Source organism: Tepidimonas fonticaldi (assembly GCF_007556755.1).
Classification (GTDB): Bacteria; Pseudomonadota; Gammaproteobacteria; order Burkholderiales; family Burkholderiaceae_C; genus Tepidimonas; species Tepidimonas fonticaldi.
In genome coordinates, this window is sequence record NZ_VJOO01000010.1 from 65,001 (window position 1) to 67,500 (window position 2,500).

At 54.6% G+C, this 2,500-nt stretch carries 1 rRNA gene (running past both ends of the window); it reads right to left on the bottom strand.

Annotated features, from left to right (window positions below):
* A 23S ribosomal RNA gene (locus Tfont_RS06890) occupies positions 1-2,500 on the bottom strand (it extends past both window edges: 218 nt to the left, 160 nt to the right).

The window sequence follows — 2,500 nt, forward strand, 5'->3', positions numbered from 1 at the left end:
CCAGAGGTGCGTCCACTCCGGTCCTCTCGTACTAGGAGCAGGCTCCCTCAAATCTGCAGCGCCCACGGAAGATAGGGACCAAACTGTCTCACGACGTTTTAAACCCAGCTCACGTACCTCTTTAAATGGCGAACAGCCATACCCTTGGGACCGGCTACAGCCCCAGGATGAGATGAGCCGACATCGAGGTGCCAAACACCGCCGTCGATATGAACTCTTGGGCGGTATCAGCCTGTTATCCCCAGAGTACCTTTTATCCGTTGAGCGATGGCCCTTCCATACAGAACCACCGGATCACTTAGACCTGCTTTCGCACCTGCTCGACTTGTCAGTCTCGCAGTCAAGCACGCTTATGCCTATGCACTACCAGCACGATGTCCGACCGTGCCTAGCGTACCTTCGTGCTCCTCCGTTACGCTTTGGGAGGAGACCGCCCCAGTCAAACTGCCTACCATGCACTGTCCCCAACCCCGATTCAGGGGCCCAGGTTAGAACCTCAAACGCACCAGGGTGGTATTTCAACGTCGGCTCCACGGCACCTGGCGGCACCGCTTCAAAGCCTCCCACCTATCCTACACAGATCCGTTCAAAGTCCAATACAAAGCTACAGTAAAGGTTCATGGGGTCTTTCCGTCTTTCCGCGGGGAGATTGCATCATCACAAACATTTCAACTTCGCTGAGTCTCGGGAGGAGACAGTGTGGCCATCGTTACGCCATTCGTGCAGGTCGGAACTTACCCGACAAGGAATTTCGCTACCTTAGGACCGTTATAGTTACGGCCGCCGTTTACCGGGACTTCGATCAAGAGCTTGCACCCCATCACTTAATCTTCCGGCACCGGGCAGGCGTCACACCCTATACGTCCACTTTCGTGTTTGCAGAGTGCTGTGTTTTTAGTAAACAGTCGCAGCCACCTATTTTTTGCAACCCATTCACGCTTCGATGTTCTCTACACGCTACTAGGGCACACCTTATCCCGAAGTTACGGTGTCAATTTGCCGAGTTCCTTCTCCCGAGTTCTCTCAAGCGCCTGAGAATACTCATCTCGCGCACCAGTGTCGGTTTGCGGTACGGTCAGCTGCAAGCTGAAGCTTAGTGGCTTTTCCTGGGACCCCATTCGGTCACTTCGCGAGCAAGCTCGCTCGAGCAACGGCCTCGGTATGTGACACGCGGATTTGCCTACGTGTCGCCTACTTCCGCCTCAACCGGCACTTCCAACCGCCGGATGACCTAGCTTGATCCGTCCCCACATCGCACTTGCAGCCGGTGCAGGAATGTTGACCTGCTTCCCATCAGCTACGCATCTCTGCCTCGCCTTAGGGGCCGACTCACCCTACGCCGATGAACGTTGCGTAGGAAACCTTGCGCTTACGGCGAGCGGGCTTTTCACCCGCTTTAACGCTACTCATGTCAGCATTCGCACTTCTGATACCTCCAGCAGCCTTTACAAGCCACCTTCACAGGCCTACAGAACGCTCTCCTACCATGCGTGTTGCCACGCATCCGCAGCTTCGGTAACCGGCTTGAGCCCCGTTACATCTTCCGCGCAGGACGACTCGATCAGTGAGCTATTACGCTTTCTTTAAATGATGGCTGCTTCTAAGCCAACATCCTGACTGTTTTAGCCTTCCCACTTCGTTTCCCACTTAGCCGGTTTTAGGGACCTTAGCTGGCGGTCTGGGTTGTTTCCCTCTCGTGTCCGGACGTTAGCACCCGGTGCACTGTCTCCCACGCTGCTACTCTTCGGTATTCGGAGTTTGCCTTGGTTTGGTAAGTCGCCATGACCCCCTAGCCAAAACAGTGCTCTACCCCCGAAGGTAATACGTGAGGCACTACCTAAATAGTTTTCGGAGAGAACCAGCTATTTCCAGGTTTGTTTAGCCTTTCACCCCTATCCACAGCTCATCCCCTACTTTTGCAACAGTAGTGGGTTCGGACCTCCAGTACCTGTTACGGCACCTTCATCCTGGCCATGGATAGATCACCTGGTTTCGGGTCTACACCCAGCGACTCTATTCGCCCTGTTCGGACTCGGTTTCCCTGCGCCTTCCCTACTCGGTTAAGCTTGCCACTGAATGTAAGTCGCTGACCCATTATACAAAAGGTACGCCGTCACCCCTAAGGGCTCCGACTTTTTGTAAGCATGCGGTTTCAGGATCTATTTCACTCCCCTCCCGGGGTTCTTTTCGCCTTTCCCTCACGGTACTGGTTCACTATCGGTCGATGATGAGTATTTAGCCTTGGAGGATGGTCCCCCCATCTTCAGACAGGATTTCACGTGTCCCGCCCTACTTGTCGCACGCCCAGTTCCACCACCGACTTTTTCCATACGGGGCTATCACCCTCTGTGGCCGGCCTTTCCAGACCGTTCTGATAAGTCGATGGCTACATCGTGCAGGCTCCTCCGATTTCGCTCGCCACTACTTTCGGAATCTCGGTTGATGTCTTTTCCTCGAGCTACTGAGATGTTTCAGTTCGCCCGGTTCGCCTCGCTGCCCT